At 65.3% G+C, this 25,490-nt stretch carries 28 protein-coding genes; 11 read left to right on the top strand and 17 right to left on the bottom strand.

Annotated features, from left to right (window positions below; all coding sequences use genetic code 11):
* Positions 1-17: 17 nt before the first annotated feature.
* Both AC1X6S_RS11015 and AC1X6S_RS11010 read right to left on the bottom strand, forming a co-directional pair.
* Positions 18-644 (bottom strand): FMN reductase, encoded by a 627-nt coding sequence (locus tag AC1X6S_RS11015; RefSeq protein ID WP_483405777.1) that lies wholly within the window; start codon positions 642-644, stop codon positions 18-20.
* Positions 644-1,756 (bottom strand): LLM class flavin-dependent oxidoreductase, encoded by a 1,113-nt coding sequence (locus tag AC1X6S_RS11010; protein ID WP_483405908.1) that lies wholly within the window; start codon positions 1,754-1,756, stop codon positions 644-646. The genes AC1X6S_RS11015 and AC1X6S_RS11010 overlap by 1 nt, the downstream gene beginning before the upstream one ends.
* 138 nt (positions 1,757-1,894) lie before the next feature.
* Between AC1X6S_RS11010 and AC1X6S_RS11005 the strand changes: the two genes are divergently transcribed.
* Complete coding sequence (locus AC1X6S_RS11005) at positions 1,895-3,040, top strand: acyltransferase family protein (RefSeq protein ID WP_483405776.1); 1,146 nt, start codon at positions 1,895-1,897, stop codon at positions 3,038-3,040.
* Positions 3,041-3,101: 61 nt separating this feature from the next.
* On the opposite strand, the gene AC1X6S_RS11000 is transcribed toward AC1X6S_RS11005, so the two are convergent.
* Together AC1X6S_RS11000 and AC1X6S_RS10995 are read right to left on the bottom strand one after the other, a co-directional pair.
* The gene (locus AC1X6S_RS11000; protein ID WP_483405775.1) at positions 3,102-3,584 is read right to left on the bottom strand and encodes a VanZ family protein; all 483 of its coding nucleotides are present in this window, start codon (positions 3,582-3,584) and stop codon (positions 3,102-3,104) included.
* An 84-nt stretch (positions 3,585-3,668) separates the two neighbouring features.
* On the bottom strand, positions 3,669-5,162 hold the full coding sequence (locus tag AC1X6S_RS10995; RefSeq protein WP_483405774.1) for an amino acid permease: 1,494 nt from the start codon (positions 5,160-5,162) through the stop codon (positions 3,669-3,671).
* Between the two features lie 89 nt (positions 5,163-5,251).
* Between AC1X6S_RS10995 and AC1X6S_RS10990 the strand changes: the two genes are divergently transcribed.
* On the top strand, positions 5,252-6,994 hold the full coding sequence (locus AC1X6S_RS10990; protein ID WP_483405773.1) for a glycoside hydrolase family 13 protein: 1,743 nt from the start codon (positions 5,252-5,254) through the stop codon (positions 6,992-6,994).
* 124 nt (positions 6,995-7,118) lie between these two features.
* Here AC1X6S_RS10990 and rpsO read toward each other — a convergent pair whose 3' ends face one another.
* Entirely contained in the window at positions 7,119-7,388 is a 270-nt protein-coding gene (gene rpsO, locus AC1X6S_RS10985) for a 30S ribosomal protein S15 (protein ID WP_108390576.1), read from the bottom strand.
* 195 nt (positions 7,389-7,583) lie between these two features.
* Between rpsO and AC1X6S_RS10980 the strand changes: the two genes are divergently transcribed.
* From AC1X6S_RS10980 to AC1X6S_RS10965, 4 genes are all read left to right on the top strand, one after another.
* Entirely contained in the window at positions 7,584-8,237 is a 654-nt protein-coding gene (locus AC1X6S_RS10980; RefSeq protein ID WP_483405772.1) for a pyridoxine/pyridoxamine 5'-phosphate oxidase, read from the top strand.
* A 758-nt stretch (positions 8,238-8,995) separates the two neighbouring features.
* Entirely contained in the window at positions 8,996-9,430 is a 435-nt protein-coding gene (locus AC1X6S_RS10975) for a hypothetical protein (protein WP_483405771.1), read from the top strand.
* A 47-nt stretch (positions 9,431-9,477) separates the two neighbouring features.
* Positions 9,478-9,906, top strand: a complete 429-nt coding sequence (locus tag AC1X6S_RS10970; RefSeq protein ID WP_483405770.1) for a VOC family protein — start codon at positions 9,478-9,480, stop codon at positions 9,904-9,906.
* An 83-nt stretch (positions 9,907-9,989) separates the two neighbouring features.
* Positions 9,990-10,193, top strand: a complete 204-nt coding sequence (locus AC1X6S_RS10965; protein ID WP_483405769.1) for a DUF5302 domain-containing protein — start codon at positions 9,990-9,992, stop codon at positions 10,191-10,193.
* Between the two features lie 36 nt (positions 10,194-10,229).
* Here the strand turns inward: AC1X6S_RS10965 and AC1X6S_RS10960 are convergent, their stop codons facing one another.
* From AC1X6S_RS10960 to AC1X6S_RS10950, 3 genes are read right to left on the bottom strand one after another with little or no spacing between them, the layout of a single operon-like run.
* A complete protein-coding gene (locus tag AC1X6S_RS10960; protein ID WP_483405768.1) occupies positions 10,230-10,763 on the bottom strand; it encodes a GNAT family N-acetyltransferase in 534 nt (177 codons plus the stop codon).
* 30 nt (positions 10,764-10,793) lie between these two features.
* Complete coding sequence (locus AC1X6S_RS10955; protein ID WP_483405767.1) at positions 10,794-11,252, bottom strand: PaaI family thioesterase; 459 nt, start codon at positions 11,250-11,252, stop codon at positions 10,794-10,796.
* On the bottom strand, positions 11,249-12,139 hold the full coding sequence (locus tag AC1X6S_RS10950; RefSeq protein ID WP_483405766.1) for an LLM class flavin-dependent oxidoreductase: 891 nt from the start codon (positions 12,137-12,139) through the stop codon (positions 11,249-11,251). Before AC1X6S_RS10950 ends, AC1X6S_RS10955 begins: the two co-directional genes overlap by 4 nt.
* A gap of 132 nt (positions 12,140-12,271) precedes the next feature.
* Between AC1X6S_RS10950 and AC1X6S_RS10945 the strand changes: the two genes are divergently transcribed.
* Positions 12,272-13,357, top strand: coding sequence for a M4 family metallopeptidase (locus AC1X6S_RS10945; protein WP_483405765.1), 1,086 nt, complete (start codon positions 12,272-12,274; stop codon positions 13,355-13,357).
* A gap of 19 nt (positions 13,358-13,376) precedes the next feature.
* Positions 13,377-13,718: a protealysin inhibitor emfourin gene (locus AC1X6S_RS10940; protein WP_483405764.1), complete on the top strand. Its 342-nt coding sequence runs from the start codon at positions 13,377-13,379 to the stop codon at positions 13,716-13,718.
* A gap of 1 nt (position 13,719) precedes the next feature.
* On the opposite strand, the gene AC1X6S_RS10935 is transcribed toward AC1X6S_RS10940, so the two are convergent.
* Genes AC1X6S_RS10935 through AC1X6S_RS10925 form a run of 3 tightly spaced genes read right to left on the bottom strand, consistent with a single transcriptional unit; the run spans position 13,720 to position 16,802 of the window.
* On the bottom strand, positions 13,720-15,180 hold the full coding sequence (locus tag AC1X6S_RS10935) for an MFS transporter (protein WP_483405763.1): 1,461 nt from the start codon (positions 15,178-15,180) through the stop codon (positions 13,720-13,722).
* Positions 15,181-15,229: 49 nt separating this feature from the next.
* Positions 15,230-16,270 (bottom strand): LLM class flavin-dependent oxidoreductase, encoded by a 1,041-nt coding sequence (locus AC1X6S_RS10930; protein WP_483405762.1) that lies wholly within the window; start codon positions 16,268-16,270, stop codon positions 15,230-15,232.
* Positions 16,271-16,322: 52 nt separating this feature from the next.
* Positions 16,323-16,802: an Lrp/AsnC family transcriptional regulator gene (locus tag AC1X6S_RS10925; RefSeq protein WP_108390564.1), complete on the bottom strand. Its 480-nt coding sequence runs from the start codon at positions 16,800-16,802 to the stop codon at positions 16,323-16,325.
* 181 nt (positions 16,803-16,983) lie between these two features.
* On the opposite strand from AC1X6S_RS10925, the gene AC1X6S_RS10920 reads away from it, so the two are divergent.
* Positions 16,984-17,379 carry a DUF1304 domain-containing protein gene (locus AC1X6S_RS10920; RefSeq protein ID WP_483405761.1) on the top strand — a complete coding sequence of 132 codons (396 nt, stop codon included), beginning with the start codon at positions 16,984-16,986 and terminating at the stop codon, positions 17,377-17,379.
* Positions 17,380-17,393: 14 nt separating this feature from the next.
* Here the strand turns inward: AC1X6S_RS10920 and AC1X6S_RS10915 are convergent, their stop codons facing one another.
* From AC1X6S_RS10915 to AC1X6S_RS10905, 3 genes are all read right to left on the bottom strand, one after another.
* Positions 17,394-17,921 (bottom strand): adenine phosphoribosyltransferase, encoded by a 528-nt coding sequence (locus AC1X6S_RS10915; RefSeq protein WP_483405760.1) that lies wholly within the window; start codon positions 17,919-17,921, stop codon positions 17,394-17,396.
* Between the two features lie 3 nt (positions 17,922-17,924).
* Positions 17,925-18,299, bottom strand: a complete 375-nt coding sequence (locus AC1X6S_RS10910) for an FKBP-type peptidyl-prolyl cis-trans isomerase (RefSeq protein ID WP_108390561.1) — start codon at positions 18,297-18,299, stop codon at positions 17,925-17,927.
* A 207-nt stretch (positions 18,300-18,506) separates the two neighbouring features.
* Positions 18,507-19,796, bottom strand: a complete 1,290-nt coding sequence (locus AC1X6S_RS10905; RefSeq protein WP_483405759.1) for a PrsW family intramembrane metalloprotease — start codon at positions 19,794-19,796, stop codon at positions 18,507-18,509.
* 65 nt (positions 19,797-19,861) lie between these two features.
* Here AC1X6S_RS10905 and AC1X6S_RS10900 point away from each other — a divergent pair, with 65 nt between their 5' ends.
* Both AC1X6S_RS10900 and AC1X6S_RS10895 read left to right on the top strand, forming a co-directional pair.
* Positions 19,862-20,755, top strand: coding sequence for a fumarylacetoacetate hydrolase family protein (locus AC1X6S_RS10900; RefSeq protein ID WP_483405758.1), 894 nt, complete (start codon positions 19,862-19,864; stop codon positions 20,753-20,755).
* Positions 20,756-20,826: 71 nt separating this feature from the next.
* Positions 20,827-21,249 (top strand): cytidine deaminase family protein, encoded by a 423-nt coding sequence (locus tag AC1X6S_RS10895; RefSeq protein ID WP_483405757.1) that lies wholly within the window; start codon positions 20,827-20,829, stop codon positions 21,247-21,249.
* A 58-nt stretch (positions 21,250-21,307) separates the two neighbouring features.
* Here the strand turns inward: AC1X6S_RS10895 and AC1X6S_RS10890 are convergent, their stop codons facing one another.
* The 3 genes from AC1X6S_RS10890 to AC1X6S_RS10880 all read right to left on the bottom strand — a co-directional run bounded on the left by AC1X6S_RS10890 (position 21,308) and on the right by AC1X6S_RS10880 (position 25,485).
* Positions 21,308-22,843: an aspartate ammonia-lyase gene (locus AC1X6S_RS10890; protein ID WP_483405907.1), complete on the bottom strand. Its 1,536-nt coding sequence runs from the start codon at positions 22,841-22,843 to the stop codon at positions 21,308-21,310.
* Between the two features lie 183 nt (positions 22,844-23,026).
* Positions 23,027-23,920: a phosphodiesterase gene (locus tag AC1X6S_RS10885; protein ID WP_483405756.1), complete on the bottom strand. Its 894-nt coding sequence runs from the start codon at positions 23,918-23,920 to the stop codon at positions 23,027-23,029.
* Between the two features lie 128 nt (positions 23,921-24,048).
* Entirely contained in the window at positions 24,049-25,485 is a 1,437-nt protein-coding gene (locus AC1X6S_RS10880; protein WP_483405755.1) for an NCS2 family permease, read from the bottom strand.
* Between the last annotated feature and the right edge of the window lie 5 nt (positions 25,486-25,490).

Raw genomic sequence — 25,490 nt, 5'->3', positions numbered from 1 at the left:
CCGTCCTCCCGCGCGGCTCAGCCGGGCTGGAACCCGCCGACCGGGCTCAGCGACGCGTCGAATCCGAACGGGTCGCGAACCTGCCGAGAGCGATCGGATGCCGCGACGAGCGGCACGAGTTCGCTGGCTGCTCTGTCGATCCGGTCCGGCAGGGTCTTCACCGTGTCCGCCCCGCTGCCCCAGTCCTCCGACGCGGCGAAGACGCTCGTCGGGACGACGACGGAATGCAGGTAGGTGAACATGGGGCGAAGCGCGTAGTCCAGGGCGAGGGAATGACGCGCGGTGCCGGCTGTGGCTCCGATGAGCACGGGCATATCGGTGAGTGACCGGTTGTCGAGCACATCGAAGAACGACTTGAACAGGCCGCTGTAGCTCGTCGTGAAGATCGGTGTGACGGCGATCAGGCCGTCGGCACCGGTCACCGCATCAATGACCGCCTCGAGCTTCGGACTGGCGAAGCCGGTCAGCATGTTGTTCATGACGTCGGTGGCGACGTCGCGCAGCTCCACCGTCGTGACCTCGACGTCGACACCCTGTTCCTGCAGTCGCGCCACTGTCGCGTCCGTGAGGCGGTCGGCGAGCATTCTCGTGGATGACGGCTGGCTGAGGCCTGCCGAAACGACGGCGAGTTTCCTGGCGGTCATTACTTCACCTCTGAATCGGTGAGAGCCTCGTTGTGAGCCGACGCGCCAGCGGCCTTGAGCGACGAGTGGGTCGGAGCGTCCGGCACATCGGCCGGACGGTTCTTCGCGAACTCCCTGCGGAGCACCGGCACCACTTCTTCACCGAGCAGGTCGAGCTGCTCGAGCACCGTCTTGAGCGGCAGGCCGGCGTGGTCCATCAGGAACAGCTGGCGCTGGTAGTCGCCGACGTAGTCCCTGAAACCGAGCGTCTTGTCGATGACTTCCTGCGGGCTGCCCACCGTGAGCGGGGTCTGGGAGGTGAAGTCCTCGAGGCTGGGGCCGTGGCCGTACACCGGGGCGTTATCGAAGTACGGACGGAATTCGCGGACGGCATCCTGCGAGTTCTTGCGCATGAAGACCTGTCCGCCGAGCCCGACGATGGCCTGGTCGGCGCGGCCGTGACCATAGTGCTCGAACCGCTGGCGGTAGAAGGCAACCATTTTCTGGGTGTGTGACGCTGGCCAGAAGATGTGGTTCGAGAAGAAGCCGTCCCCGTAGAACGCGGCCTGCTCGGCGATTTCCGGAGAGCGGATCGAGCCGTGCCAGATGAACGGAGGCACACCGTCGAGCGGTCGCGGAGTGGAGGTGAAGCCCTGGAGCGGAGTGCGGAACTGGCCCTCCCAGTCAACGACGTCCTCGCGCCAGAGCTTCCGGAGCAGGGCGTACTTCTCGAGGGCGAGCGGGATGCCCTGGCGAATGTCTTCACCGAACCACGGGTACACGGGGCCGGTGTTTCCACGGCCGAGGGTGAGATCCATCCGGCCGCCGGAGAGGTGCTGGAGCATCGCGTATTCCTCGGCGATGCGCACCGGGTCGTTCGTGGTGATGAGTGTCGTTGCGGTCGACAGGATGATGGTCGAGGTTTTGGCCGCGAGGTAGCTGTTGATCGCGACGGGGCTCGACGGGAAGAACGGGGGGTTGTGGTGCTCGCCCATGGCAAACACATCGAGGCCCACCGCTTCAGCGTGCTGAGCGATGGTCAGGACGTCATTGAGGCGCGAGGCGTCTGTGGGGGTGTGACCGGTCGTCGGGTCGGTAGTGATGTCGCCGACGCTGAAGATTCCGAACTGCATTGTGCTTTCCGCCATTGTCTTTTCCAACCAGAGAAGTCATCTATTCGTTTGAATGGATATCGAGTGTAACCGGGTTACGACCGCATTCATTCCCGGCGGGCCTCCAGGGTGACCGGCGCTGGCGCTTAGGGTGGAGGCGTGAGAGCAGTGACCGGCAGCATCCCCAAACCCCGAGTACCGTTCTGGGACAACGCCCGCTTCGCCTGCATCGTCCTCGTCGTGATGGGGCACGGCATCCAGCGACTCATTTACGATTCGGATGCCGCACTCACCGTATATTTGTTGATCTACGCCTTCCACATGCCCGCGTTCGCCATCGTCAGCGGGTACTTCACGAAGAGCAGCCCGCCTGGCGCCCGCGAGATGAAACGACTGATCACGGACATCCTTGTTCCTTACGTGATATTCGAGACCGTGTGGACCCTGGTCCAGTTCCTCGTGGAGGGCAAGCAGGAGCTGAATCCGACGCAGCCGTCGTGGACTCTCTGGTTCCTGCTGGCGCTGGGTATCTTCCGGCTGGTCCTCCCCTACCTGGCGCTGCTGCGCTGGCCGCTCGCCTGGGCACTGATCATCTCCATCGGTGTCGGCTACCTCGACAACGTCGACAGCACGTTCTCCCTCGCTCGGACGCTCGGGATCCTCCCGTTCTTTGTTCTCGGCTGGCAGCTGCACAGGTGGAAGCTCGTCGAGCGCTGGCGTGTCGTTGATCGCCAGACGTGGGTGATCCGGGGCGCGGCGATCGCGCTGTTCGCCGCCTGGATCGCAGTGCTCGTGAGTTTCATCGACCTGTGGCGGAGGATCGACCTTCGTTTCTGGTTCTTCTACGACGACTCGTACGCGGGTCTCGGTGAAGCCCAGTGGTGGGGTGGCGCTGTCCGACTCGGCCTCATCGTCCTTGCCACCCTGCTCAGCGCGGCGTTTTTCGTCCTGCTGCCGCGGCACGAGACCTGGATGACCCGGTTTGGCCGGTACACGATGTACGTCTACCTCCTGCATAGTTTCGTGCTCTATCCGCTTCGGGAGAGCGGGGTGCTCCGGCACGAATCGCTGCCGGATGTCTGGCTCGTCGCCATGCTGATCTTTGCCGTCGTTATCTCGGTGGCACTGGCGAGCGCGCCGGTACGGCGCGTTTTCCGGCCTGTGATCGAGCCGAAACCGCGGTGGATTTTTGCGGATCACCGGGATGCCCCGCCCGGACCGTCGCGCCGCGACCCGACGGGGGCCGAGCGGGACCCCGCTCCGGAGGCCAAGCGTCCGCCGACCCCTCCTCGCGAGGGCGCCTGACGCGACGCGGTGGGCGCCGACGCGACGCGGTGCGTGGACCTGCGGCGCTGCGGTGCTCCTGCTACCTGACCGAACCGGCGACCGATCGCTGTCGGACTGGCGTGGACCGCGCCGCACGCTCCTCGCGAAGCCGTCGTGCTTTTCGGGCCGTGAGGAGCAGGCCGACGATCACACCGAGGATCGCACCGACGCTGTTCGCTACCAGGTCCCTCGGGTCGGAGACCCGGCCGGGGATGAAGAGCTGGGCAGTCTCGATAACGACGGTGATGCCGCAGCCGATGGCCATCGCGAGCCACCACAGTCGTCGACCGAAAAGCAGGACGAGGAACAACCCGATGGGAAAGAACATGGCGATGTTGGCCGCGAACTCGAGGACGTTGTAGGTGATCCAGGAGGTCGCCTCGTACCGGTCGAGTACGCCAAGCGCACGGAAAATCAGTCCGCTGTTGCTGTCGTCGAATGGCTGCGGCCCGAGAGTCACCCAGCAGACAAAGGCCAGGTACGCGCCAGTGAACAGGCCGAGGATCGGGTGACGGTGCAGCATCCGTTCAGTCTGTCCTACTTCTCTGATGTCCGGATGGACACGAGCAGAGCACTTCCGGGGAATCCCCCGGGAGCGCCCTGCCCGTCACTCCTGGGCGAGGCGACGCTCGGCGTTCTGTTTGCCGAGGACCGAGTGGCTCCGCCCGTAGGCGAAGTAGATGACCAGACCCGCAGCGAGCCAGATGAGGAACCGAACCCAGGTGAGGGTCGTGAGGTTGAACATGAGCCACAGGCAGAGCACCGCCGACAGGATGGGAAGGAACGGTGAGAGCGGCACGCGGAAGGCCCTCGGCAGGTCCGGCCGCTTCTTGCGGAGGACGACGACGGCGATGCTCACCAGCACAAAGGCGCTCAGGGTGCCGATGTTGATCATCTCCTCGAGGACACCGACATCCGTCAGGCCGGCGAGCAGCGCGACGAGGACGCCGGAAATGATCTGAACCCGGACGGGAGTGCGGCGCTTGTCGCTCGTGACGCTCAGCGACCGCGGCAGCAGGCCGTCGCGGCTCATCGCGAACAGGATCCTCGCCAGACCGAGCAGGAGCACCATGATGACCGTCGTGAGACCCGCGAGGATCCCGACGGAGATCACCTGAGCCGCCCAGTCGGCCCCGACCGCGACGAAGGCGGTGGCGAGCGACGGGTCCTCTGCCTCGGCGAGCGTCGTGTACGGCACCATGCCGGTGAGCACGAGGCTCACCCCGATGTACAGAACGGTGACAATGGCGAGACCACCGAGGATGCCGCGCGGCAGGTTCTTCTGCGGGTCACGCACCTCCTCAGCGCTCGTCGCCACCACGTCGAATCCGATGAAGGCAAAGAAGACCAGGCTGGCTCCGGCGAGGAGGCCGAATACCCCGTACTGTGCCGGGGCTGCTCCGGTGAGGAACGCGAAGAGCGACTGGCTCCAGACGTCACTCGATCCGCCCTCGGTCGGAACCGACTCCGGGATGAACGGTACGTAGTTCTCCGGGCGGATGAAGAACGCGCCGACCACGATGACGAAGAGAACGATGGCGACCTTGATGATTGTGAAGACCGCGCCCACACGGGCCGAGAGCTGCGTGCCGAGCACGAGGAGTGTGGTGAAAATCGCGACGATGATGAACGGACCCCAGCTGACCTGGAGTCCAGCGAGGTTCAGGGTGTCCGGAACACTCCACCCCCACAGGTCGAAGACAAGGGAGAGGTAGATACCCCAGTATTTGGCGATGACCGCTGCCGCCGTGAGCATCTCGAGGATCAGGTCCCAGCCGATGATCCACGCGACGAGTTCGCCGAGCGTCGCATAGGTGAACGTGTAGGCAGACCCGGCGACGGGCACCGTCGATGCGAACTCCGCGTAACACATGATCGCCAGGGCACAGGTGAGGGCGGCGAGCAGGAAGGAGAGGCTGACCGATGGTCCTGCATACTGACCCGCTGCACGGGCTCCGACCGAGAAGATTCCGGCTCCCACAGCGACGGCGACGCCCATGACCATGAGATCCCAGGTGCCGAGTGTGCGTTTCAGGCTGCGGTGCTCGAGGTGAGAGTCCGCCAGCGACTCCTCGATGCTTTTGGTCCGCCAAAGGCTCATGTTGCTCTCCCCGTCTGTGTGACCCGAACGGGGCACCTACCGAGAATGCCAGACATCGGCGGCCGCGTCGAGATGAGAGGATCGTGTCCATGACAGAGACCCACGTATCGAACGATCTTGCCGAGACCGCGGCCACCGCCGAGGCAGGGACCGCGCCCGCCACGGAGACCGAGACCACGCCAGCGACCGCCGCCCCCTGGTGGACCCGCGCCGTCGTCTACCAGGTCTACCCGAGGAGCTTCGCGGATTCCGATGGTGACGGGGTCGGCGACCTGAACGGCATCCGTTCGAAGCTCGATTACCTGGCTGACCTCGGGGTTGACGTCGTGTGGCTCTCGCCGGTGTACCCGTCGCCGCAGCACGACAACGGCTACGACATCAGCGATTACGAAGACATCGAGCCGGTGTTCGGCTCTCTCTCCGACTTCGATGCGCTGGTCGCCGAAGCGCACGATCGCGGCATCCGCATTGTCATGGACCTTGTCGTGAACCACACCAGCGATGAGCACGCCTGGTTCCGCGAGTCGCGGTCCTCCCTCGACAACCAGAAGAGGGACTGGTACTGGTGGCGTAAACCGCAGGACGACGGTAGCGCCCCGAACGGCTGGACGAGCGCGTTCTCGGGCCCGGCGTGGACGCTCGACGAGGAGACCGGCGAGTACTACCTGCACCTCTTCGCGAAGCAGCAGCCGGATCTCAACTGGGAGAACCCCGACGTGCGGCAGGCCGTGTACGCGATGATGCGGCGGTGGCTTGACCGCGGTGTCGACGGGTTCCGGATGGACGTCATCAACCTGATCGCGAAACGGCGCGAACTGATCGACGGGCCGGACCGCGGTACTGGCAGTGGTTTCGCGATGGGACCGCAAATTCACGAGTACCTGAAGGAAATGCACCGCGAGGTCTTTGCCGGGCGCGATGAGACGTACCTCACTGTCGGCGAGATGCCGGGCGTGAGTATCGACGATGCTGCGCTGTTCACCGACCCAACGCAGGGCGAGGTCGACATGGTGTTCCAGTTCGAGCACGTCTCGCTCGACCAGGGTCAGCACAAGTTCGATCCGATCCCGCTCGACCTGGTTGCCCTCAAGACCAATCTGGCCCGCTGGCAGGTCGGCCTCGCCGAGACCGGCTGGAACAGCCTGTATCTCAACAATCATGACCAGCCCCGACTGGTGTCACGCTTCGGCAACGACACCGAGTACCGCTACGAGTCGGCGACGCTGTGGGCCCTTGTGCTGCACCTGCACCGTGGCACGCCCTACATCTACCAGGGCGAGGAGATCGGTATGACGAACGTTAAATTCGAGTCGATTGAGCACTACCGCGATATCGAGTCGATCAACCACTATCGGGAAGCGGTCGAAGAGTTCGATCTGGCGCCGTCGAGTGTGTTGAGCGCCGTGCACGCGATGGGGCGCGACAACGCGCGGACTCCCATGCAGTGGGATGGCCGTGAGCAGGCCGGTTTCACGACGGGCACGCCGTGGATTTCGGTCAACCCGAACTATCCGGAGATCAACGCTGAGGCCGACCGCGCGAGCGGCACGAGCGTGTTCGCGTTCTACCAGCGGCTGATCGAGCTGCGGCACACGAACGACACTGTCGCGCTCGGCGACTTCGAACTGCTGGAGCCGTCGCATCCGACGCTGTACGCATTTATGAGGACATCCGCTTCGGAACGTCTGCTCGTCGTCGCCAACGTGTCGGACGAGCCATTCGACGGCGCACTCCCCCTCGATGTCGCTGCAGCCGAGCTCGTGCTGGGCAACTACCCGGTTGACGGTGACCTGCCGCTGCGTCCATGGGAGGCGCGGCTGTACCGGCTCTGACCCCTGGCATCCGCTGGTGCACAAAAAACGGGCCGTTCACCCGAAGGTGAACGGCCCGTTTTCAAGAAGATCGCGTTGTCATCGTCCTGATCAAATCAGGGACCCACGCGGTTCCCGGCTGAAATTAGCGACGGAGGCCGAGACGCTCGATAAGCGAGCGGTAACGGTTGATGTCGACATCAGCGAGGTAACCGAGCAGGCGGCGACGCTGACCAACCAGCAGAAGCAGGCCACGACGTGAGTGGTGGTCGTGCTTGTGCTCTTTGAGGTGTTCGGTGAGATCCTTGATCCGCTGGGTCATCACTGCGACCTGGACCTCGGGGGATCCCGTGTCACCCGGGTGGGTTGCGTACTCTTCGATGATCGCCTTCTTGGCTTCGCCTTCAAGTGCCATAGGTTGATCCCCTTTTCTCTCGTTGCGCGGTGCCCGTCACAGAATGCGTGGGCTCTCTTTATCCGCGGCCGTTTGACGGCAACCTCAAGAGTTTAGCAGGTTTCGCTCGCCGAGTCGGCGCTAGTGTGAACCCACTCGACACGGTACATCCGGGGAGGCCGGGGCCGCGTCCATACCTGCAGCGAAAGGGATGCCATGAGCCACCTCCGGGACACCCTGCGTTCGATTCCGTCATTCCCCGGCGATCTTCCGGTGTTTGACTGGGAACGGGCGCCGGAGCAGCCGGCCGACCTCTTCGCCGAGTGGCTGACCGAGGCTGTGGATGCCGGTGTACCCGCACCGCACGCGATGACACTGTCGACGAGCGAGCCCGACGGCCGGGTCACGGCACGAACGCTCGTGCTCAAGGACATCGACGAGCATGGCTGGGTGTTCGCGTCGCGCGATGACAGCCCGAAGGCGCGAGACCTCGGTGCGAACCCGTTCGCTGCGCTCACCTTCTTCTGGCCGCAGCTCGGCAGGCAGGTGCGGGTGACCGGTGCCGTGCGGAAGGGGACGCGGGCCGACAGCGAGGAAGACTTCCTGGCGCGGCCGGAGAGCTCGCGTGCCGCTGCCTTTGTTGGGCACCAGAGCGAGCCACTGGACTCCCCCGAGACCTACCGCGAGGCGCTCGAGGATGCCGTTGCTGCCGTGGCCGGGGATCCCAGGCGGGTCGACCGCAACTGGAGCACGTGGGCTGTGATCGCCGACGAGGTTGAGTTCTGGCAGGCGTCCAGTGATCGCGGACACCTCCGGCTCAAGTACCGCCTGCACGGGCGCTCGTGGGAGCGTGGGCTGCTCTGGCCGTAGCCGGTCCCTCCCACCTCCTGTCGCCCCCTCGGGCTTCCGCCCGCGATTCCCCGGGAGGTGAAGGCAGAGGCCCCGGCGGCTATAGCCCACCGACCTCACGTTTTTCCTCCCGAAACCCCTCTTCAAGGCACTTCCGCCACGCTGGTCCCACAACCCAGCCAACGCGCCGGGCCGCCGCCCCGCGATGCCCCGGGAGGCAAATGCGGAAGCCCGGGCGGTAATAGCCCGCCGACCCCACGTTTTTCCTCCCGAAACCCACCGGCGGCACACCGACCAGCCGCGTCCGACCCACACGTCCGCCACCGCCCGCCACGACTTCCCGGCGTTCGGAGCCAGCCGACACGAGCCGCAGCTTCAGGCAGCGCGGACAAGACGAGCCGTTTTGCCCACACGGTGGCCCGCCGCCCCGCGATGCCCCGGGAGGCGAATGCGGAGGCCCGGGCGGCAACAGCCCGCCGACCCACGTTTTTTCCTCCCGAAACACACCGGCGGCACACCGACCACCCCGCGCCCACTCCGGCGCCGCCGCCCACACCAGCGTCTGCAGCAGGCCGACACAGGTAACACGAGCCGCAGCCGGCACTCGCGACACGAACGGCAGCCAACCGCCGGAACCGGCACCCGGCGCTGCTTCGGGAGGCGAATGCGGAAGCCCAGGCGGCTATAGCCCACCGACCCCACGTTTTTCCTCCGGAAACACTCTCGTACGAACTAACCCCACGCCGACGCCATCACCTCGGCCCACTAGGTTGAGACTCATGACCCGCGCGCCAGGACCTGCCCGACGACAGCTGACGATCGCGGGCGTCCTGCTCCTCGTTCAGGGCGTGCTGATGGAAGGTCTTGTCGTCATCGGCCTTGTGCTTCTGCTCAGCACCGGAATGAGCCAGACGGTCATCACCGACAACGCACACATCTTCGCCCTGCCCTACCTTCAGGACAACCTCTACCTGATGATGGCAATGAGCGGAATCTTCGCTGCGCTCCGCGTGATCGGAGCGGTCGGACTCATCCGCAACCGGCTTTGGGGCCTCGCGCTCTCCCTCGTCAACTGCGTCATCACGCTCACCCTCATGGTGTTCCTGCTGCCGGCCGGTCTCGCCGACGGCCTGCTCTCCGGCACGGCGCTTGTGCTCATCCTCATGGCGTGGCTCGGGCGGGACGCGAACGGCTCCCTCAGGACGATCACCTAGGCCAGACGGGCCTTCCCCCTCGACCGCCGCACTGGCATCCTGACGGCATGGATCCTCGCCTCCACTTCCTCACCGTCGCCGCCGCCGATCTCGACGCCGCCCGCCGCTTCTACGTCGACGGACTCAACTGGGAACCGCTCGTGGACGTTCCCGACGAGATCCTCTTCTTCCAGGTCGGCCCCGGGCTCGTACTCGGTCTCTACGACTCCCGCGCGTTCAACCGGGATCTCCTGCTACCCGGAACCGCCGAGCCATCCGGCTTCACCCTGTCGCACAATGTCGACAGTCCAACGCTCGTCGACGAAACCATCGAAGCGCTCCTCAGCGCGGGCGGGACGCTGCTGAAAAGGCCGCAGTTCGCGGCGTTCGGCGGCTACCACGGCCACATCACCGACCCGAACGGCGTGGTGTGGGAGATCGCGCACAACCCGGCCTGGAGCATCGACGAAACGGGCGCTGTCCTCCTCGGCGAATGAACATTTCACGAGAAAATCCACACTGTCAACGGATGCCGTCAGTGCCTAAACTGAAACGGTTGAAATCCAGCGTGAGGACCACAATGAGTTCTGAGAATCCGACACCGGATGCCGATGAGGCCGCAGACCGCGCCGAGGAAACGAAGCGCAAGTTCCGCGAAGCGCTCGAACGCAAGAAGGCGCAGTCGCAGGGCAAGGGCACCGATCACCTCGACGGTGACTCAGCCATCCACGGCGCGCACGGGCCAGCGACGCACCAGCGCGACTTCCGGAGGAAGACCGGCTAGCGGCACCTACCATCGAGTCAGCGCGTGAGTGCCGACTCACGCACTGTCGATGGCGAGACTGTAGATCGCAAGGTCGAGCCGTCTCTCGCCGAGCACGAGCGCCCGCTCCACAACACCCTCGAGCTCAAAACCCAGGCGCTCTGCGAGTCGGCAACTGCGCTCATTCGAGGCTGCCGTGCGAATTTCGACCCGTCGCATGCCCTGCTCGGCGAGGTGTTCCACAAGCGCGGAGCAGGCCAGGAACGCAACGCCCTTCCCCTCGACCTCATAATCGAGCCAGTAGCCGAGTTCTGCCTTCCGCGTCACACGGTTCAGCGCCACAGAAACTGCACCGACCATCTCATCCCCCCGGAAAATGACGGTCGGCACGATGGTTCCCCGAGAGAAACCCTCGAGCTGATATTGCGTAAAGGCCCCGAGAGTCTCGCGTGTCTGATCGGCGAGCGCCCACGGTTCCCACGCTCGCAGCCGTGAGAGGTTCTTCTCGATCAGCCGGAGCATCCCCTCATCGGTCGCCCTCGTGCGAAGACCCAGCCGATAGCCGTCGCCGAGATCACGCTCGAAGTGCATCACGACTGTCCCTCTCCAACCGACTGCGCTCTACGCCGACCGTTCGAACACAAGCAGAGACGACGTCGCCGTCGCGAGCACCCGGCCATCGGCATCCGTCAGCGCGGCAGACGCGAACGCTGCCCGCCGTCCGAACGAAATGAGGTTCGCCTCCGCGCGCACAACACCGGTGTCGACGCTCATCGGCCGGTGATACGAGGTCTTGAGTTCGAGCGTGGTGTACCCCTGCGTCGGCGACAGGCGGGTGTGCACAGCGGTGCCACAGGCGGAGTCAAGCAACGCTGCGGCGAATCCGCCGTGGACAGTGCCGATCGGATTGAGGACGTGCGCTCCAGGGGTGCCCTCGAAGACGGCGGAGCCACGACCGACCTCGACGAGATCGAAGCCGAGCGTCTCGCAAATGGACGGCCGCTGCCCCGCTGCCAGCATCGCCTGCAATTGCTCAAGGCCGTCGAGACCGTCTGATTCGGGCGCGTCGAGAATATTCATCCCCTCAGCTTAGGGAACAGGGCGGCGACGTCATCCAGCACGGATTCGCTTCCGGCGTAGATCCCGTTCGCCCGCGGCCAGTGCGTCAGCACCTCGGAGAATCCCAGCTCGGCCGCTCGCCCGACGCTGTCCTCGAACCGGGCCGCACTGTCGAGCGCGTACGAGCCGCCTGAGTCGATCATGAGGTACTTCTCGACCGACAGCGGATCGGTGCCGACCGACAACGCGGCGTCCTCGAATCGCTTCCCGAGCGTTGCGACAGACGCCCACCACTCGTCGCCGACCTCGCCGTCGGGACCGGTCGTGACCCAGCCTGAACCGTACTCGGCAGCAACGCGCATCCCCTTGGGGCCGTTCGCCGCGACCACGAATGGCACCCGCGGGCTCTGCGCCGGCGCTCCCACCATCCGGGCGTTCACCGCCGTGTACCAGTCGCCCTCAAAGCTCACTCCCCCGCTCTCCGGAAGCTCGAACCGCAACAGGGCATCCAGGTCAGAAACGAACTCGGCGAATCGCTCGTGCCGCTCACGCGGGGTGAGCTCACGATCGCCGAGCACAAACGCGTCGAAGCCGGTTCCACCCGCGCCAACACCGAGCACGAACCTCCCGTCCGAGATCTCATCGACGGTCGCAATGTCCTTCGCGAGCGGAACAGGATGCCGATAGTTCGGTGACGCGACGATCGTCCCGAGACGGATGCGGCTGGTAACGACGGATGCCGCTGTGAGCGTGGGGATCGTGGCCTGCCACGGCTCATCGGCGAGACTCGGCCAGGAGAGGTGGTCATAGGTCCACGCCGAATCAAAGCCGAGTTCCTCAGCTCCCTGCCACTTGCGCTTCGCTTCGAGCCAGGGGTCCTGAGGGAGGATGATGATTCCACAACGCATCCCCGCAGTCTAGAAGACGCGTCGCGGCCAGGACCTCCCCGAAGCCACGGTCCAACCGCTGGTGCACCCCGCCCTCAAGAAAACGCCACAGGGTAGTGTCCGGATGTCTGCGGCGAGTGCCACACTGTCGCCATGAGCACTCACATCGACTCCCCCCGCTGCTCCATCGTGCCGCCGTATCTCCTCAACCACCTCGCGCAGCTCGACGATCCACGGCTCGCCCGCGCGGCGAGCGCGGCACAGCGCGCACTGGCAGCCGCGTCACAGATCCGTGCGGTGCGGAGGGGCGAACCGGCTCCCCCGCGGCAGTCGATGCGGGGTAGCGACACCGACCCCCGGCAGGCATCAGCTCCCGGCCAGCCCGAGCGATACATCTCGGATGCCGGGGGCACAGAAGACCTGCCCGGTCGCCTCGTCCGCTCGGAGGGCGAGCCGCCAACACCCGACGACAGCGTCAACGAGGCTTATGACGGTCTCGGCCAAACATACGCTCTGTTCTGGGAGGCGTACTCCCGGAACTCCGTCGACGGTGAGGGTATCCCCCTCGCCGCAACCGTGCACTTCGGAGACGCGTACGACAACGCGTTCTGGGACGGAACCCAGATGGTCTTCGGTGATGGCGACGGCCAGGTGTTCATCGGGTTCACCAGATCGCTCAGCGTTATCGGGCACGAACTCACCCACGGCGTCACCCAGTACACAGCGAACCTCGTCTACTCGGGGCAATCGGGTTCCCTCAATGAGTCGGTGTCCGACGTCTTCGGCGCGCTCGTCGACCAGCGCTCCCGGGGCCAGAGCGCCGACGAGGCCAGCTGGCTCATCGGCGAGGGAATCTTCTCGGCTGAGGTAGAGGGCCAGGCACTTCGCTCCATGAAGGCGCCTGGCACCGCATACGACGACGACGTCCTCGGTAAGGATCCGCAACCGGCCGACATGAGCGGGTACATCGAAACCGAAGACGATTACGGCGGAGTCCACCTGAACTCCGGAATCCCCAACCGGGCGTTCTACCTCGTGGCGACCGCCATCGGCGGCAACGCGTGGGAGGCACCGGGTCGGATCTGGTACGACACCCTGACCACCGAGGTCAAGGCGAACGCCGATTTCCGGGAGTTCGCGGAGGCAACGGTTGTCGTCGCATCCCGCCTCTTCGGAGAGGACTCCCGCGAAACCTCCGCCGTTCGCACCGCCTGGCAGACGGTAGGTGTCACCGCATAACCGGAGTAGCATTCCCGGCATGAAGGTGACGGTTATCCGGAGCGGCGGCTTCGCCGGGCTGAGCACACGCTGGGAAGTCCGCGTCGACGAGCAGCCGGACGCAGATTCGTGGCTCGTCCTGCTGCGAGACCTGCCCTGGGACAACCAGCGCCCGCAACCGCCACAGCCCGACCGCTACATCTACCGGATCCGGCTGGAACCGGTCCCTGAGGCCCGCCCGGAACCGAGGGAGGCCGTCATCCCCGAGCAGTCCCTCACCGGTGGCTGGCGTGAACTCGTCGACCGGGTCCGCGCGTTCGACCCGACCCCGGAGCAGCCGAGGCACACCGATCGTACCGGCGGCACACCGAACCGCTTCTAGCTCACACCCGTTCGGCGACGGCCGGGACGAATTCCTCGAGCGCCTTGCCTCGCTTGTCTGCGAGGGCAAGCGCTGCGGCTGCCGCGATCAGGAAGAACGCGGCGAACACGCTGAACAGCAGGGCGCTGCCGCCGACACCGGTGAGGATCGGGACAAGCAGCGGGGCAATGATCGACGCGATCCGGCCGACCCCGGCCGCCCAGCCCGACCCTGTTGCGCGAAGCTCGGTCGGGTACAGCTCAGGCGTCACGGCGTAGAGCGCACCCCACGCGCCGAGGTTGAAGAACGACAGCAGCATGCCGGCGCCGATCACCTGCCACTCGAGTCCGGCCAGGCCGAAGAGCACGGCCGAGACCGCCGAACCGGTCAGGAAGACGGCGAGCGTCTTGCTCCTGCCCCACTTCTCGACGAGGTACGCGGCAACCAGGTATCCGGGCAGCTGTGCGAGCGTGATGATGAGCGTGTACTCGAACGACTTGACGAGCGAGAACCCGGATGCCACGAGGATCGATGGCAACCAGACGAAGGCTCCGTAATAGGAGAAGTTCACGCAGAACCAGACGACCCACAGGGCGAGGGTCTGGACACGGTGCGGGCGCGCCCAGAGCGTCGCGACCTGGGCCCGCGCGGTGAGCCTCGGCTTCGTTCGTGCAGTTCCCGCGTCTTCAGCACCGGCTGCATCAGCGGGACCGGCGGTGCCAGCGGGACCGGCAGTGCCAGCCCGCTGTGCAGCCGCCGCCTCGCGTTCCCCCGCCGCATCGCCAACGGCATCCGTCGCCCGTCCGGCCGAGATCTCGAACCGGCGCACCGTTGCCTCTGCCTCGGCCGTGCGACCGCGTGACTCGAGAAAGCGCACGGACTCCGGCATTGCAAACCGTACGATGACGGCGTAGATCGCCGGCACAGCTCCGATGGCGAGCGCCCAGCGCCAGCCATTGTCGCTCAGCGGCACGATGAAATAGCCAATGAGTGCCGCAATCGTCCAGCCGATGGCCCAGAACGCTTCGAGCAGCACGATGACGCGTCCGCGAATCCGCGGCGGTGCGAACTCGGACATGTAGGTGGACGCCACAGGCAGCTCGGCGCCGAGACCGAGGCCGACGATGAACCGCAGGACAATGAGCACGCCGAGCGACCAGGACAGCGCCGCTGCCCCTGTGGCGATCCCGAAGACAAGCAGCGTGATCGCGAAGACTTGCCTGCGACCGAACCGGTCAGCGAGCAGGCCGCCGAGGCTCGCCCCGACGGCCATACCGATGAACCCCGCAGAGGCGATCCAGCTGAGCTCTGCGCTTTCGAGCTGCCAGGTCACGGCGAGCTGGGCGAGAACGAAGGAGATCAATCCGACGTCCATGGCGTCAAGCGCCCAACCGACCCCGGATCCAACCAGGAGCTTCCTGTGCTGTTTCGTAAACGGAAGTGCGTCAAGCCTCGCCAACCGCGAGCTCGGAGGTAACGTCATCTGCCTATTCTGGCGCGTCAGTGGCGCGACGCGCACCACCGTTTTGCGGTCAGTCTGCGAGCAGTTGTTGCGCGAGCAGCTCGAGCGTCTGAACCCGGCCCGGTGTCTCGGTCAGGCTCTCGGCGTCGTACGCCGAAGCTCCGGGAGACACCATCACCTCGTCGACGTCGAAGCGTTTCGCCAGCTCCCGCACGCGCTGTGCCGCCGCAACTGGTTCGTCGATGATCCAGGACCCGAGCGACGCGCTGATGAACTCGTCCTGCATCGGGCTCATCGTGGTGTTCGCGGCCTCCTCGACCGTCGCGAGCCTGCCGAGCGGTTCGTTGCTTCGGAGCCGTGCCATGTGCTGCAGGTTCGGCAGGGCAAGGGCATAGGCCTCGGATGCCGTCGGCGCGACGACGACGTTCGCCGTCACGAAGGTGCGCGGTGCGTCGAGAATCTCCGACGGCTGGAACTGGCCGCGGTAGATCTCGAGCGCTCGCTCGGCGCCGTGGCCCGCGAAGTGGTGGGCGAAGACGTATGGCAGGCCGAGCGACGCGGCGAGCGTCGCCGAGTAGTCACTGGAGCCGAGCAGCCACATGTCCGGGACACTCGTGGCGGCCGGCGTCGACTTGAGCTGGTACTCGGTGCCGCTGGTGAGCCGGACCGTTGCGCCGTCAGTGCCAAGCAGCGAGACGATGTCCGATACATAGTTCGGGAACTGATTGACGTCGCTCGTTGCACCGGAACGGTTGAGAACAGCGGTGACGACCGGGTCACTTCCCGGTGCCCGCCCGAGCCCGAGGTCTATCCGGCCGGGGGCGCTTGCTTCGAGCAGCGCGAACTGTTCGGCGACAACCAGGGGCGCGTGGTTGGGCAGCATCACACCGCCCGAGCCGACCCGGATCCTGTCGGTGTGCGCGGCCAGAATCCCGATGATGACCGCCGGGTTCGTCGATGCGACCGACGGCATGTTGTGGTGTTCCGCCACCCAATAGCGGGTGTAACCGAGGGCATCCGCGGCCTTCGCCAGATCGATGGATGCGGCCAGGGCGTCAGACGACGACTGCCGCGAACGGACGGGGACAAGATCAAGAACAGAGAGTTTCACAAACACAACCTTTCGAGAAGTCCAAGCACAACGAACGCGCCGACATTCCCGATCAGGCGAGAAGCTGCTGCCAGCCGGTTCCCGCCGCGTGCTCGAAGACGAGGTTCGTCTCGGTGTGCGCGACGGCGGGGTGGCCGGTGAGGTACTGAACGACGAATTCCCTGAGATCGGCCGTGCTGCGCGCCGCGACGTGCATCAGGTAGTCGTCCCGTCCACCCATGTGGAACATCGAGAGCACCCCTGGCCAGGTCGGCGCCTCGCGCCGGAACTTTTGGATGTCGGCTCTGTTGTGCTGGGCAAGCTGAACGGCGATGAGCGCCTGGAGCGGCGCACCGAGCACAGCGAGGTCGATGTCGGCGTGATACCCGACAATGTGACCGGACTGGTGCAGTCGCCGGAGGCGGAGCGACACCGTCGACTCGGCAAGACCGAGATCCGCGGCCAACTGTGAACCCGATGCACGGGCATTGCTCGACAGGGCGCGCAGAAGTGCGCGATCTGTACTGTCAAGCGGGGGTTTCTTCGATTCCATGGGGTGATCCCTCGTGGTATGTGCACCATCTGCGACGATTTGCCGGTTCTCTCATCTTAGATGGGCCGTCTCCGGGTGGATGATCGACGAAGGTGCCCTTGAGCCGCACCCAGGCGTGGCGCGCGCGGCTCACCCGCAGGCGATACTGGCTCAGGCGAAGCTGCCGCAATAGGCTCAGCCCATGGTCATCCTCATCACGATCGCCGCAACCCTCTCCGCCGCGGTCCACTTCCTCATCTTCTACTGGGAATCAGTCGCGTGGACGCGGCCCGCCGTCTGGAAACGGTTCGGGCTCAGAAGCGCTGAAGACGCCGAGACCACCAGAGCGCTGGCGTACAACCAGGGCTTCTACAACCTCTTCCTCGGCATCGGTGCCCTCATCGGCTCGATCATGTATGGCATTGGCCGGGCAGACGCCGGTTTTGCGCTGGGGATCTTCTGCGTCGCGAGCATGCTCGCGGCCGCCATTGTGCTCGTGACGAGCGGGAAGGGCCGACTGTCGGCCGCGGTCATTCAGGGGATCTTCCCGCTCATCACGGTTGTGCTCTACATCACCAGCTGGGTGACGGAGCACTGATCGGAAAACAGTGACTATGCCGGTTCGGCGACTATCGAGTACACGTCGTAGCCCGTGAGCCGGTCCCGGCCGCCGAGCCCATCGAGTTCGAGCACGAGTCCTACTCCGCCGACGACGTAGCCCGCCCGCTCGACCAGCCGGGCTGCAGCGACGGCACTTCCACCGGTGGCGAGGACGTCATCGACGATGAGCACCCTGCTCCCGCTGGCGATCTGTCCTGGCCGGATTTCGAACGTCGCCGTCCCGTACTCAAGGTCGTAGGTCTCCGACAGCACGTCGCCGGGAAGCTTGCCTTCCTTGCGGATCGCGACCAGGGGAACGTGCCCGGCGTACGCGAGCGCAGCGGCGAGCAGGAAACCCCTGGCCTCGAGGCCAGCGACCGCGTCGTACCCACCGGCGAATCGGGAGGCGAGGTCATCGATGATCGCGGTGAAGGCATCCGCGTCGGCGAAGACGGGCGTGAGGTCACGAAACACGATCCCCGGCTTCGGAAAGTCGGGGATCGTGTCGCTCAGCTCGAGAACGAGGTCTGAAACGCTCAAACTTTACTTCACGCCAAGCAGGTCGATGACGAAGACGAGGGTCTGGCCGGAAAGCGGGTGTCCGCTTCCTGCAGCGCCGTACGCCAGTGCGGGCGGAACCGTGAGCTTGCGGCGACCGCCAACCTTCATGCCGGGGATGCCTTCCTGCCAGCCACGGATGAGGTTGGACAGGGGGAAGTTGATGGGTTCGCCACGGCTCCAGGATGAGTCGAACTCTTCGCCGGTGTCATAGCTGACGCCGAGGTAGTGCACGTTGACTGTCGACGAGCTCTTGGCTTCGTCTCCTTCGCCGACGGTGATGTCGACGATCTCGAGTTCGGAGGGAGCCGGCCCCTCCGGTGCGTCGATTTCGGGCTTGGTGTTCTGCGATTCGGTCATAGAACAATACAACCGCGTCAGAGTGCGTGCGTCAAAGCGAGTGGGGGGCATTGAAGCTCACGTCATCGAGCGCTAATGCGGAAATAGTGCTTGCAATACAGCCATGCCGGGTGCATCCTGAACCTAAGAGAACTCATCGCCCCGTCGACTCGCCGGCAGTGCCGCAGCACGGGGCGATGGGTTTTTTCTGTGCCGGTCGTCGGGCAATTACGGCCCGAGCAGCACCTGGCGGTCGCCGGCAACAGCGACAAGGAGTTCCTGCTCTGTCTTGCGGTTGACGAGGTCATTGCGCCCGGTGATGATCCGCTGCCTGGTGAATGCCAGCCGGGTGGCATCGTTGATGAACTGCTTCATGACGCCGGCCTTGTTTCCCGGCAGCGTGCGAGCCCATGACATGGCCTGCCTGCGCCCTGTCGCTGACGCGAGCATCTGCACTTCCGCCGGCACGAACCACCCGGCGGCGGCGTACTCGCTGAGCCTCGCTGCGGTGAGACGGGCCTCGTGCCTGCGCATCAGGATGGTGATCACGATGAGAATCACGAAAATCGGCACCTGGATCAGCACGTAGTACATGGCATACGACTCGAGGGAACTGACAACGAAGAGGGAACCGTTCCACAGCGCGTGAAGTGCGATGGCACCCGCGAGGCCCAGAACGAACCAGCCGATCAGCATCCTGCCTCCACGCAGAGCCGCCATGCCTATCGCCAGTCCGGTGATGGCGGTGAAGGTCACGTGGGCGAACGGCGCGAGGATCGCCCGCATGAAGAACGTGGCGCCCAGCTCGCCGAGCCCACCCTCGACGAGCGCGACGGCGAAGTACTGGATGTTCTCGGTGAACGCGAATCCCGCGGCGATGATTGCCGCGTAGACGAGGCCGTCGACGGGGCCGGTGAAATGCTTGCGCGTCGCGAAAAACAGGATGAGCACGCCGATGCCCTTGGCTGTCTCTTCGACAACCGGTGCCTGCAGGGCAGCCTGAAGGAATGTCGGGGTGCCCTGCCCTGTCGTCGCCATCGCGGCGATCTCGATGGTGAGCCCGACGATGAGGGCGATCGCGACCGAGGCAGCTGCACCCCAGAGAAAACCGAACAACAGCGCGAGTCGGGGTTCCGGTTCCCACCTGTCGACCCAGCGGATCGCCCACAGCACGACGGCAAGCGGCACGAGGGCGATCAGGAAACCAACGAGGGTGGCTGCGGGCCCGAGGAAGATTACGAAGTAGCCGAGCACAGAGAAAAGCAGCAGGGTCAGGACGGCTACGGCGATGACGCCGACCACGGCAACCGCCGGCGTGCGCGACACCGGCTGTGTCCACACGGGCTGAACCCAGGACTCAGGGGCGACGGGTTGGGCGTAGGTCGGGTGGCCGAATCCGCCCGGCGTGGAGTACGCAGAGCCGGTATAGATCTGCAGCGGGCGATGGCCCTTTGCTTCGTGACCGCGCGCGCGATTGTCTGGAGTGTGCCGGTGTCCGCCAGGAAACTCGTTCGCCATTGGATCAGATTACTGGTTCCCGCGCTTACGAAATGAACCGCGGCGGGGTCCACTACCCTGAGAATGTGAGATTTGCACACCTGATCGATGACGCCCATCCCAGTGCCCCCGGCACGCCCGCTGCTCGACTGGCTGTGATCTCCGGGGACGGTGCGCTCTTCCTCGACGAGATCCTCGACGACGCTCCCGTCGATCTCCAGCATCTCCTCGAACGGGGCGATGCCGAGCTGGCGCGGGTGAAGTCTCACTCAGACGCCGCGCTCGCCCAGGGAGTAGGGCTCACACCGGTGTCTGAACTCACCCACGCGTCGGCCGTTCTGCGCCCGCCGCAGATCATCGCCATCGGTCTCAATTACTCGGCCCACTCCAGTGAACTCAACGTCAAGGCCGACGCCGCCCCGACCGTGTTCTCGCTCTGGCCCAACTCCCTCTCCGGACACGGAGCAACGACCAGTTGGCCGCGGGCACTGAGCGAGTCGATCGATTATGAGGCGGAGCTCGGCGTCATCATCGGCAAGCGCGCCAAAGACGTTTCAGAGGCGGATGCCCTTGACTACGTTTTCGGTTACACGGTCGTCAACGACATCACAGCCCGCGACATCCAGTTCGCCGAGACCCAGTGGAGCCGCTGCAAGTCGTTCGACGGCTTCACGCCGACGGGACCCACCGTCGTTACCCGCGACGAGATCGCCGATCCGCAGGCCCTCCACGTCACGACGACGCTCGACGGGCACCTGATGCAGGATTCGACAACGGGCCTGATGGTGCGCAGTGTGGCCAAACTCATCGCCCACCTGTCGCGATCAGCAACCCTGTTGCCTGGCACTCTGATTTCAACGGGCAGCCCCGGCGGTGCCGGATACTCCCGGGAGCCGCAGGTCTTCCTTCGCGACTGGTCGACGGTCACCGTTGCCGTGGAGGGTGTCGGAGCCCTCACCACGCACTGCCGGATGACCTGATCGGCTGCTCCCGGCCTCACCAGCGACAGCGCTGGTCGGCAACGGCACTGACCGGCAATAGGCTCGACGGCATGAACATGCGCGAGCTCAGCCAGGACGACATCGACCTCATCGCCGAGGCAACGGCCGTCATCGACGCCAACGCGGATGCTGAGTCCGGGGTACACACGGTCGGGGCGGCTGTGAGAGACGTCACCGGCCGCGTGCACCGTGGCGTCAACCTGTACCACTTCACCGGCGGGCCCTGCGCTGAACTCGTTGCCCTCGGGGCAGCGCGCAGTGCGGGCGCCCGTGAGCTGGTGACCATCGTGGCGGTGGGCGACGCCGGGCGCGGAGTGAAGGCCCCCTGTGGGCGCGACCGGCAGGTGCTCGCGGACTATCACCCCGGCATCCGGGTTATCGTCCCGACGCCGGTGGGGGTTCGGAGCGTCGCCATCGCGGATCTCCTCCCCCTCGCCTTCGACTGGGTCGAAGAGCAGGCTGTGAGCCAGTGATGGGCGCAGCGAGCGGGTCAGGCAATCAGCGGCCCGGTCAACCAGGCGCGTAGGCGGGTCAGACCCGCTCGGTGCCCTCGACCGCCGTTGTGAGCTCTTCTCCGACCGGGTGCGGGTGAGTGGGCCCATCGATGATCGGAATCGCCATCGTGACCGCCTCGAGTCCGGAGAGTCTCGCCGGCGAGAGCTGCCTGGTCACCTCTTCGCGCGTCATCAACGCCGACTCGACCACGAGATCGGCGATGTTCCTCCTGGTCAGGAGCGCGGTCTTGGCGAGGGCAGCTGCCGCTGAGTACCCGATGTGCGGGGTGAGGGCAGTGATCACGCCGACCGACGAGCCGACCATCGTCTCCAGTCGCTCGAGGTTGGCCGTGATGCCGTCGATGCAGTTGACCCGGAGCGTGTGGCACGCCTGGGTCATCCAGGTGATGCTCTGCAGCAATGAGTGCGCGATCACCGGTTCGAACGCGTTGAGCTGCAGCTGCCCGGCTTCGGCGGCCATGGTCACCGTCATGTCCGCGCCAACCACCGAGAACGCGACCTGGTTGACGACCTCGGGAATGACCGGGTTCACCTTGCCTGGCATGATGCTCGATCCAGCCTGGACCGGCGGCAGGTTGATCTCGCCGAACCCGGCCTGAGGGCCGCTGGAGAGAAGCCTGAGGTCATTGCAGATCTTCGACAGCTTGATCGCCGAACGCTTGAGGGTTCCGCTGAACGACATGAATCCCCCGGCGTCGCTCGTCGCCTCGATGAGGTCAGGCGCGGTCTCGAGGCTGAGTCCGGTGATCCGGTTCAGGTGCTTGACGGCAGCGGCAGCGTACCGGGGATCCGCTGTGATGCCCGTACCGATTGCTGTCGCCCCGAGGTTGATCTCGGCAAGCAGCCACCGAGTCTCGTTGAGCCGCGCGTGGTCTTCACCGAGCGTCGTCGCGAACCCGTGGAACTCCTGGCCGAGCGTCATCGGAACGGCGTCCTGCAGCTGCGTGCGTCCAACCTTGAGGACGTGACGGAACTCCGCGGACTTCCGGGTGAACGACTCCTTGAGGTATTCGAGCTCGTCGAGCAGGGTCTGCAGTGAGAACGACAGGGCGATCTTGATCGCGGTCGGGTAGACGTCGTTTGTCGACTGACTGCGGTTCGTGTGATCGATCGGCGAGAGGTAGCTGTATTCGCCCTTGGGCTTCCCGGCGATCTCGAGGGCCACGTTGGTGATGACCTCGTTGGCATTCATGTTGGTCGACGTTCCTGCGCCACCCTGGATGACCCCAACCACAAACTGGTCGTGGAACTCGCCGTCGATGATGCGCTGGCAGGCCCGGTCAATGAGGGCGCCCTTCTCGGCACTCAACGCACCAAGCTCGACATTCGTGCGGGCCGCTGCCTGTTTGACACTCGCGAGGGCCTCGACGAGATCGGGATAGACGGAGATCGGCCGCTTCGAGATCGGGAAGTTCTCCAGCGCTCGTGCGGTGTGGATGCCCCAGTATGCGTCGGCGGGAATCTCCAGTGATCCGAGTGAATCCGTCTCCGTCCGCGTCTGGCCTGGTGCATTCACCGTGAACCCCTTTCCGCTTTCGTCGTCGATCGTCATTCCGCGTGTGGCGGCGTTGCTGATTCTCACTGTGTGGCTCCATCGCCTGTGTCGTGTGCTTGTGGCCGGACAGTTTCGACTGTACCCGCTTCTGGCTGCCCGGAAGCTGGCCGAACTGGCATCCGAATGCCGCACGCGCGCCGGAATGGCACGGAGCACTCGCGGCGCCTGCGGGCCGGGTGGCTATCGCTTGCGTGAGAAGGCTTCGACGCGTTCCTCGGGCGAGAGCGCCTCCATCTCGGCAATGAACTCAGCGCTGAAGGTGTCTGCTGTCTCGAAGTCGCCGATCGGAACCACCGAGTGCGTGATTTGCTCGTCGTAGACGTGCACCAGGTTGAACGATTGTCCGCCGTTCATACCGTTGGCCTCGCGCGGCGGGCGGGAGAGGTTCATCGTGTAACACGTCGCAGCGGCAACTGACACCGGCACATCGGCGAATGTCGAGCTGAGTGAGTAGTGGAGGTGCCCGGCCAGGATGGCCCTGACGTCACGGCCGGCGAGCACCTCGGCGAACGGGCGCTGGTGCCTGAGCTCGAGCAGATCGAACAGGGGCTGCGGAGCGGGGACGGGCGGATGATGCATCCCGATCACCGTTCCGAGGCGCGCGGGAACGTCGAGCACGGCGTCGAGCCAGTCCAGCTGCGCGTCGGTCAGCTCGCCGTGGTGGAAACCGGGAACACTCGAGTCAAGGCCGATGAACCGAAGTCCGCCCAGGTCCCAGACCCGGTCCACCGGGGCGTCGCTGGGCTCCTCGTCGAGAAGTGCTGAACGCATCGCACCACGTTCATCGTGATTGCCCATCAGCCAGATCACCTCGGCCCCGAGCTGCCGCGCGGCGGGCTCGACCCGCTCGCGGAGGCGAGCATAGGCATCCGTCTCACCCTCATCGGTGAGGTCTCCGGTGAATACAAGCGCCGATGGGCTGATGCCCATCGATTCGACCTGCTCCAGGGCCCGCTCGAGGTTGGACTCGGCCGGTAGATCTCCGTGGAGTGGTGCCCCGCCGCTCAGGAAGTGCGTGTCGCTGAGGTGAACGAGCACCTGCCGTGCCTTGGGGTACTGACCGAGCTGAACCATGGGCCCAGCCTAGTTCGGGCCGCGGACACAGCTCTGAAGATGTCACCCGGATGAAACACGAGAGCGGGCCGACCGTTCGGTCGGCCCGCTCTCGCAGACGTCGGGCCCTCCGGCCCGTCAGGTCGTTATCAGGCGAACAGCATCTCGATCGGTCCGCGCGCGAAGTAGACCACGAAGCCCAGCGCAACGATCCAGAGCAGCGGGCTGATCTCGCGTGCCTTGCCGCTGAGAGCACGGAGCACGACCCAGGAGATGAACCCGGCACCGATTCCATTGGCGATCGAGAACGTGAACGGCATGACCGCCACGGTGAGGAAAACCGGGAACGTGACGGAGAATTCCGTCCAGGCGATGTCCTTGATCTGGGCCATCATCATGGCGCCGACGAGCACGAGAGCCGCGGATGCAACCTCGCTCGGGACGATGCCGGTGAGCGGCGTCAGGAACATGGCCAGGATGAACAGCACACCGGTGATGATGTTGGCGAGCCCGGTGCGGGCACCCTCGCCGATGCCTGCGCCGGACTCGACGAAGACCGTGGCCGATGACGACGACGTTGCTCCACCGGCGACAGCACCGACACCCTCAACGATGAGCGCGGACTTGATGCGCGGGAAGTTGCCGTTTTTGTCGGCGACCCCGGCTTCCTTGCTCAGCCCGGTCATTGTCCCCATGGCGTCGAAGAAGTTCGTGAACACGAGGGTGAAGACGAGCATGAGTGCCGCGAGGACGCCGATCCGCTCAAAGGCACCGAAGTTGAACGCACCGATGAGGCCGAGGTCGGGAGCGCTGAAGATCTGGGTGGGAAGCGCGGGAACGGTGAGGCTCCAGCCGCCAGGGTTCTCTCCGCCGTTGGACGCGCCGACCGGCCAGATGAGTTCGGTGATTACCGCGAGAACCGTGCCGACGAGGATAGCGATCAGGAGCGCGCCCTTCACCTTGCGGGCGACGAGCACACCGCCGAGGAGGAGCGTGATCACGAAGATGAGGGTGGGGATCGTCGCGACCGAGCCGTCGACTCCGAGCCCGACCGGGGGCGAGGCCTGGCCGGTTGACGTGACGAAGCCCGCGTTGACGAGCCCGATGAACGCGATGAAGAGACCGATACCGACGGTGATGCCGATCTTCAGCTGGATGGGCACCGCCTCAAAGATCAGCCGTCGAAGTCCGGTTGCGGCGAGGAGCACGATGAACACGCCGTTGATGACAACGAGTCCCATCGCTTCGGCCCAGGTGACCTGACCGACGACACTGAACGCGAGGAACGAGTTGATGCCGAGCCCGGCAGCGAACGCGAACGGCAGTCGGGCCACGAGGCCGAACAGGATGGTCATCACGCCGGCGGTAAGTGCCGTGACCGCGGAGAGCTGGGCGAAGTCGAGGGAGTTGCCGTCGACGTCCACTCCCCCGCTCAGGATGATGGGGTTGAGGATGACGATGTAGGCCATCGCCACAAAGGTGACGAGGCCGCCGCGGATCTCACCGCCGAAGGTGGAGCCTCGCTTCGTAATCTCGAAGAATCTGTCGACGCGGTCTTTGACGCTTGGCGCAGTTGAGGATGCCACTCAGG

It is taken from the genome of Mycetocola sp. Y442, assembly GCF_056898615.1.
This window is presented reverse-complemented; position numbering and strand designations above follow the sequence as displayed.